The organism is Stenotrophomonas sp. S39, from assembly GCF_016624665.1.
GTDB lineage: Bacteria > Pseudomonadota > Gammaproteobacteria > Xanthomonadales > Xanthomonadaceae > Stenotrophomonas.
This window is the reverse complement of sequence record NZ_JACVTT010000152.1, coordinates 1-6,655: the sequence shown is the minus strand read 5'-3', so window position 1 is coordinate 6,655 and position 6,655 is coordinate 1. Positions and strand designations below refer to the sequence as shown.

At 67.4% G+C, this 6,655-nt stretch carries 6 protein-coding genes; 4 read left to right on the top strand and 2 right to left on the bottom strand.

The genetic code is table 11. The features are described from left to right. Positions 1–139 precede the first annotated feature (139 nt). A complete protein-coding gene (locus tag IAE41_RS21515; protein ID WP_200734497.1) occupies positions 140–718 on the top strand; it encodes a GNAT family protein in 579 nt (192 codons plus the stop codon). A gap of 109 nt (positions 719–827) precedes the next feature. Then, positions 828–2,324: a S10 family peptidase gene (locus tag IAE41_RS21510; protein WP_200734496.1), complete on the top strand. Its 1,497-nt coding sequence runs from the start codon at positions 828–830 to the stop codon at positions 2,322–2,324. A gap of 229 nt (positions 2,325–2,553) precedes the next feature. Here IAE41_RS21510 and IAE41_RS21505 read toward each other — a convergent pair whose 3' ends face one another. Both IAE41_RS21505 and IAE41_RS21500 read right to left on the bottom strand, forming a co-directional pair. Continuing rightward, on the bottom strand, positions 2,554–3,675 hold the full coding sequence (locus IAE41_RS21505) for an inorganic phosphate transporter (RefSeq protein ID WP_200734495.1): 1,122 nt from the start codon (positions 3,673–3,675) through the stop codon (positions 2,554–2,556). 13 nt (positions 3,676–3,688) lie between these two features. Beyond that, positions 3,689–4,315 (bottom strand): DUF47 family protein, encoded by a 627-nt coding sequence (locus tag IAE41_RS21500; protein ID WP_200734494.1) that lies wholly within the window; start codon positions 4,313–4,315, stop codon positions 3,689–3,691. Positions 4,316–4,607: 292 nt separating this feature from the next. Between IAE41_RS21500 and IAE41_RS21495 the strand changes: the two genes are divergently transcribed. Beyond that, positions 4,608–5,912, top strand: coding sequence for a hemolysin family protein (locus tag IAE41_RS21495; protein ID WP_079221422.1), 1,305 nt, complete (start codon positions 4,608–4,610; stop codon positions 5,910–5,912). Then, positions 5,896–6,567, top strand: a complete 672-nt coding sequence (locus tag IAE41_RS21490; RefSeq protein WP_200734493.1) for an exopolysaccharide biosynthesis protein — start codon at positions 5,896–5,898, stop codon at positions 6,565–6,567. The genes IAE41_RS21495 and IAE41_RS21490 overlap by 17 nt, the downstream gene beginning before the upstream one ends. The last annotated feature ends 88 nt before the right edge of the window (positions 6,568–6,655 follow it).

Below are 6,655 nucleotides of genomic sequence, written 5' to 3'. Positions count from 1 at the left end.
GGGCGGGGGGGGCGGGGGGCGGCCCCCCCCCCCCCCCCCCCCCCCCCCCCCACTACCGGTTGATGCCCCCCGGACATCACGCCCCCATCGGCAAACCCAGCGGCGCCATAATGCGCATCTCTCTGCGTGGACCCTCGTATTGGCCAGCCATTCGCTGCTGTTCCCGGGACTGCCGCTGCACAGCGCGCGCCTGGTCCTGAGCCCGATCCGCCGTGACGATGCGGCCGCCCTGTTCGCCCTGCAGTCCGACCCGGACGTGATGCGCTTCTGGAATCATCCGGCGTGGACGCGACCGACCGAAGCCCGCGCGCAGATCGACGACGACCTCGCCGCGCACACCACCGGCACCCAGCTCAAGCTGGCCGTGCGCGAATCGCCGGAAGGCCCGTTGCTGGGCATCTGCGTGGTGTTCGCGCTGGACCGTGACGCCGCACGCGCCGAGATCGGCTACCTGCTGGCCCCCGGCAAGCAGGGCCAGGGCTACATGCACGAAGCGCTGCAGCACCTGCTCGCCTATCTGTTCGAGACGCTGGGCCTGCATCGGGTGGAAGCGGAGATCGACCCGCGCAACCAGCCCTCCGCACACGTACTCGATCGCCTGGGCTTCCACCTGGAAGGCGTGCTGCGCCAGCGCTGGCGCATCCAGGGCGAGTTGTCCGATTCGGCCGTGTACGGCCTGCTGGCCGACGACGAGGCACGGAGCGCCCTGCCCGCTTGACCGAATCTGGCCGCAACGGGCCAGCACCGGCGGCCATGCCTTTGGACACATACGGTGCGCCGGGCGGCGGCCTAGCATCGGGATCCTCTTCCGCTACCGTCCTGGTGCCATGAAGTCCCTGCTGCACATCGCCGCGCTCTGCGCCGGCCTGCTCGTTGCCCCTGCCTGCGCCTTCACCGCATCGGCCGCCGAATCCAAGCCCGACACCAAGGAGGAAAAGACCGAAGCGCCCGCGCTGCCGGCCGATGCCTCCGCCCGCCAGAGCATGCACCTGGCCGGCCGCACCCTCGACTACACCGCCACCGTCGGCACCCTGCCGGTGCGCGACGAGAAGGGCAAGGTGATCGCCGATGTGGTGTTCACCGCCTACACGATGCCCGGCAAGGACCGCCCGGTGACCTTCGCCCTCAATGGCGGCCCCGGCGCATCTTCGGTCTACCTCAACATGGGCGCGATCGGGCCCAAGGTGGTCACCTTCGGCTCGGAAGGCGACAGTGCCTCGGCACCGGCCACCCTGCACGACAACCCTGGCACCTGGCTGGATTTCACCGACCTGGTGTTCATCGATCCGGTCGGCACGGGTTTCAGCCGCGCGCGCATCAGCGATGATGAAGCGAAGAAGCAGCTGTACAACCCCAGCGCCGACATCGAGTACCTGTCACGCTCGATCTACGACTGGCTGCTGCGCAACCAGCGCATGGGCGCGCGCAAGTACCTGACCGGCGAAAGCTACGGCGGCTACCGTGGCCCGCGCATCACCCATTACCTGCAGACGCGCCTGGGCGTGGCGATGAACGGCCTGGTGCTGGTATCGCCGTACCTGAGCCCGACCCTGGAAGACAACGCCGATGTTTCGCCGATGGCGTGGATGCAGACGTTGCCGTCCATCGCCGCGGCGCACCTGGAGCGCCAGGGCAAGCTGACCGATGCGGCCATGCGCGAGGTGGTGGAATACACGCGTGGTGACTACGCCACGGCGCTGATGAAGGGCCGCAGCGATCCGCAGGCGACCGAGGCGATGCTGCGCCGGGTGACCGAGCTGACCGGGCTGGACCCGCAGTTCGTGCGCCGCGCCGGTGGCCGTCTGGAAACCCAGGCTTACCTGCGCGAGGTGTTCCGCGACAAGGGCACGCTGGGCAGCCGCTACGACTCCAACGTGACCGCGTTCGACCCGTTCCCGAACGATCCGGAACAGCGCGCCAACGATCCGCTGCTGGACAGCATCATCGCGCCGACCACCACGGCGATGGTCGACTTCGTGACGCGCGTGGTCGGGTGGAAGGTCGATGCGCGCTACCAGGCGCTGAACTACGACGTGAACCGGCTGTGGGACCGCGGTGGCGAGCTGCGCCAAGGGGCGGTGACCCAGCTGCGCCAGGCCGTGGCGATCGATCCGCACCTGCAGGTGCTGATCGTGCATGGCTGGAACGACCTGTCGTGTCCGTTCATGGGGTCGATCCTGACGGTGGACCAGATGCCGGCGATGGGCAGCAACCCGGACCGGGTGCAGGTGCGCAGCTATCCGGGCGGGCACATGTTCTACAGCCGGGCGGACAGCCAGGCGGCGTTCCGGAAGGATGTGCAGGCGCTGTTCCAGCGCAACTGAGGGGTGGTAGTGGTGGCCGGGCCTGCGGCCCGGCACCCGCGGTAGTGCCGGCCGCTGGCCGGCAACCTCAAAAGCAACAGCGGGATATCCGTGGGTTGGCGAGTTTCCGGGCGCTGTCTGTTGGTGGGTGCCGACCGTTGGTCGGCACGATGGGCACGGAAGAATCCCTTGCCCATGAAAAAAGCCCGCCGGAATCCGGCGGGCTTTTTCGTTTATCGGGCTGCTGGCCTCAGGTCCAGCCGAACAGCTCGAACAGCTTCAGGATCAGGTACGCGCAGCCGCCGGCGGCGGGGATCGTGAGGATCCAGGCCCAGACGATGCGCTCGATCACGCCGAACTTCAGCGAACGCGGGTTCTTGGCGAAGCCGACGCCCATGATGGCGGTGGAGATGCTGTGGGTGGTCGAGACCGGCATGCCGAAGTGGGCGGCCATGGTCAGGATGGTGGCCGAGCTGGTCTCCGCGGCGAAGCCGTGGATCGGGTGCAGCTTGACCATCTTGTGGCCCAGCGTCTTGATGATCTTCCAGCCGCCCGAGGCGGTACCGGCAGCCATCACCACCGCGCAGGTCAGCACGATCCACATCGCGATGCCGTCACCGGCGTGCGCGTCCGGGTGCATGAAGGCCAGCCACGACGGCAGGTCGTTCAACGCACCGGTGGCTTCGGCACCGATCAGCGTCATGGCGATGATGCCCATGGTTTTCTGCGCATCGTTGTGGCCGTGGGCAAAGCCCATGTAGGCCGCCGAGGCGATCTGGGCCTTGCCAAAGAACGCGTTGACGATGCGCGGGCGGGCCAGGCGGCCGATGGCACCACCGATCCTGGCCAGGCCGGCGATCAGGCCCCACAGCAGCACCATCACCACGATGCCGAGCAGGAAACCGGCGATCGGCGAGGTGATCATCGGCACGAACACCTTCCACAGCAGGCCCTTGTTCTGCGCCCAGCTGCCCAGGCGCTCGGACCAGATCAGCGCATCCCAGTTGTTGTGGGCCGCGGCCAGGCCGGCGCCGCACAGGCCGCCGATCAGGGCGTGCGAGGAGGAGGACGGCAGGCCCTTCCACCACGTGATCAGGTTCCAGATGATGCCGCCCAGCAGCGCGCACAGGATCACCTGCGGGGTGACCTCCACGACGTTGGTGTTGAGCAGGCCGGAGGCGATGGTCAGCGCGACCGCGGTGCCGGTCAGCGCGCCGATCAGGTTCATGACCGCGGCCAGCATCACCGCCCAGCCGGGCGAGAGCACCTTGGTCGCCACCACGGTGGCAATGGAATTGGCGGTGTCGTGGAAGCCGTTGATGAACTCGAAGACGAGCGCGGCCAGGATCACCACCAGGACAAGGGTCAACATGCGGCGGCGTCCGTCAGCTGTTCTTCAACACGATCTGGTACGCCACCACGCCGGCCTCGCGGCAGCGGTCGATGGCCTTTTCCAGGATCTCGAAGAATTCCTTCAGCAGGAACATCTGCAGGTTGTCCAGGCGGCCCGAATAGATGTCGCGGTACAGCTCGAGCATCAGGCGGTCGGCCTCGTTTTCCAGCGAGCGCAGCTTCTCGTTGAGCGCGGTCATCCGGTCCAGGTTCATGTGGCGCAGGTCGGCCACCATCTCCACCACCACGCCGGCAGCCTGTTCCAGCATCGCCGCGCGCGGCGCGAAGTCGATGTGCTCCAGGTGGGTCGTGGCCAGCGAATAGCGATCGGCGAACTTCTCGATCTGCTTCGGGATCTTGTACAGCGCCGAACCCAGCGCCTCGATGTCCTCGCGCTCGATCGGGGTCATGAAGCTGTCCACCAGCGCCTGGCTGATCTTGTCCGAGGCCGCGCGCTCGCGCAGGCGGGCGAGCTTGAAGGCGTCCAGCGCGGGCTGGCGGTCGGCCTCGCGCAGCATCAGATGCAGCGCCTTGGCGGCGTCGTTGGCCGCGACGGCAGCCTCATCAAGCAGGGTGTAGAACTGTTTGCCGGAACCGAAAATGGTCTGCAGAGAGAACATTGAGAAACCTGTCAGCCGTCGCGGGAAGGACGGCACCAGGACGAATTATGACGGCTAGATGACCATTCCGGGTATCCCCGCCCCCGACGAGGGGGTGGAAACCCCCAACCTGAACAGGCAGTTGCCACCCAGCCATGGCCGTTTGCTAAGATGCCAGCGCGCCCCCGGGCGCACCTTATGGACGACGACCCTTACCCCCCTGCGCCGCGCCGGACCCTGTTCCTGAGCGCCTGCCGCCACTGCAAGCACCCGCCCTCCCTGCCACCAACCGGGGACGACGCCCGTGTTTGAAATGATCCTGATTGTTTTCGCGCTTGTTCTGCTGAACGGCTTCTTCGCCATGTCCGAGATGTCGGTCATGACCTCGCGCAAGAGCCGCCTGAAGCAGATGGCCGCCACGTCCAAACGCGCCGCCAAGGCGCTGGAGCTCTCCGAGAAGCCGGAAAGCTTCCTGTCCACCGTGCAGATCGGCATCACCGTCATCGGCGTCCTGACCGGCTATCTGGGCGGTGAAGCGCTGGGCGAAGCCTTCGGCGGATGGATCGAGGGGCTGATGCCCGGCTTCGCCTATGCCGGCAAGATCGGCACCGTGCTGGCCGTCAGCCTGATCACCTTCATCACCCTGATCTTCGGCGAGCTGGTCCCCAAGCGCCTGGCCCTGACCCGGTCGGAGGCCATCGCCGGCCTGGTGGCCATGCCGATGAGCTGGCTGGCCAAGCTGGCCCTGCCCTTCGTCTGGCTGCTGTCCAAGACCACCCAGCTGATGCTGAAGGTGATGGGCCTGGGCCAGGACGAAGCCGCGCAGGTGACCGAAGAAGAGATCCGCATGCTGGTGGCCGAGAGCCACGAGGCAGGCGTGATCGATACCCACGAGCGCGACATGATGAACCGCGTCATGCGCCTGGGCGACCGTACTGCCGACAGCCTGATGACCCCGCGCAACCGGATCGCCTGGCTCGACACCCAGGCCGGCCTGGAGCGCAACCTGGAGATCATGGCCGAGCACGAGTTCTCGCGGTACCCGGTACTGCGCGACAACGACATGGACGTGGTCGGCATCCTGGAACTGAAATCACTGGCCACGCGCATGGCGCGCGGTGACAACGCGCTGTTCCAGACCCTGCGCGAGCCGCTGTACGTTTCCGAATCCACCCACGCGATGAAGCTGCTGGAGATCTTCCGCGAGGAACAGCAGTCGATGGCGCTGGTGGTGGACGAGTACGGCGAGATCCAGGGCCTGGTGACCATCAGCGACCTGATGGGCGCGGTGGTCGGCCGCCTGCAGGCGGTGGAAAACGCCGACGAGGACGCGCTGGTGGTGACCCGCGAGGACGGCTCGCTGCTGGTGGACGGCTCGCTGCCGATCGAGGACCTGCGCGAGCTGATCGGCAGCAACGAACTGCCTGATGCCGAGGACGGCGACTACTACACGCTGGCCGGCATGTGCATCCACTACTTCGGCCGCATCCCGCATGCGGGCGAGTATTTCGACTGGGCCGGCTGGCGCTTCGAGGTGGTCGATCTGGACGGTGCGCGCGTGGACAAGCTGCTGCTGCGCACCCTGTCCGACGAGCAGGCCGATGAGCTCACCGCCTGATCCGAACCACGTGCCGGACGACGGATCGGGCGAGCAGCGCCCGATCTACCGCAACGAGGGCATCCGTACCCTGCTGGCGATGTTCGCTTCCGGTGACCCGGCCGAGCACATGCCCCTCGGGCAGATTCTCAAGGACCTGCAGCAGAGCGCCTTCGGCGTGTTCCTGTTCGTGGCCATCCTGCCCTCCTTCATCCCGATCCCGGGCATGGGCGGCGCGGTCAGCGGGCCGCTGGTGGTTTTGATCGGCCTGCAGATGCTGCTCTGCCGGCGCAAGCCCTGGCTGCCGGGCTTCATCGCCCGGCGCGGGCCGAAGCGCGGCACCATGCACACCTTCCTGGACCGCATCGACCGGCCGCTGCGGCGGCTGGACCGCATGCTCTCGCCGCGCATGCCGCAACTGCTGGTTCCGCTGCCGGCGCATGCATTCACCGGCCTGCTGCTGGTCCTGCTGGGCGTGCTGTTGTCGCTGCCGATCCCGTTCACCAACTTCCTGTTCGGCTTCCAGCTGCTGCTGTTCGCACTGGCGCTGCTGGAACGCGATGGCGCGCTGATGCTGTTCAACTGGATTGCCGGCGTGGTGGCCATCGCCTTCTTCGGCTTCAGTTCGGGGCAACTGGTGGGCTATACGGTGGAGCTGTTCCAGCGCTGGTTCTGAGTGCCGACCGCTGCGCTCGCCGGGGGGGGGGGGGGCGGGGCCCCCCCCCCCCCCCCCCCCCCCCCCCCCCCCCCCCCCCCCCCCCCCC